The following is a 666-nucleotide window of genomic DNA, read 5'->3' on the forward strand; positions in this document are numbered from 1 at the left end:
GAACTGGGCAAGGCCACGCAAACGCCGCCACCCGCTTCAGGTACGAATCCGGACGCCAATCAAACTGGGGACGCCCCGGAGGGTGGGGCTGGCAATGGCAACCAGCCTACGGCATCACCGTGGGAACGGATACGGAACCTGCTGCATGCCCAGGAGGACGAGCTTCCACAGGAATTCGGGACAATCCTTGGTGAGGCCCTGAAGCGTGAGGCTCCCGCACGTGATGGATTGCCCGTCAGCGTGGCTACAGTCACCCACAAGGCCAGTTCGGACCTGCACCCTGATGACATCGTCGAGGCCAGGCGGTCATCAACGGCCCTGCGGACGCGGCTTCATGGCCTGTTGCAGGCTGCGACCATCAGCCGGACCCACGGGGCACGGAGCGGGAGGCTCGACCCGCGCAGGCTCCACCGCATCGCCACGGATGACGCTCGCGTCTTCATGCGCAAGGGAACTCGCGTCGGCATCAACACCGCCGTGCATCTGCTCCTCGACTGCTCCGGGTCCATGACCCCGAACATCAGACTGGCCAGCACGGTCTGTCATGCCGTGGCCTCGGCCCTTGAGACCATCGGCATCAACGTGGCCATCACCGCCTTTCCGGCCAGCCATGACCCGGCGTCGACGGAGCAGAAAACCGTGGGGCGCCTGGTGCGGCACGGCCAG

1 protein-coding gene is annotated in these 666 nt (G+C 65.8%); it reads left to right on the top strand.

The genetic code is table 11. The annotated features are described in order from the left end of the window. Positions 1 to 441 precede the first annotated feature (441 nt). Positions 442 to 666 (top strand): cobaltochelatase CobT-related protein (locus FVW27_RS20695; RefSeq protein WP_424991894.1); only part of this gene is annotated, 225 nt, incomplete at its 3' end.

Source organism: Nitratidesulfovibrio liaohensis, from assembly GCF_011682075.1.
Taxonomy (GTDB): domain Bacteria; phylum Desulfobacterota; class Desulfovibrionia; order Desulfovibrionales; family Desulfovibrionaceae; genus Cupidesulfovibrio; species Cupidesulfovibrio liaohensis.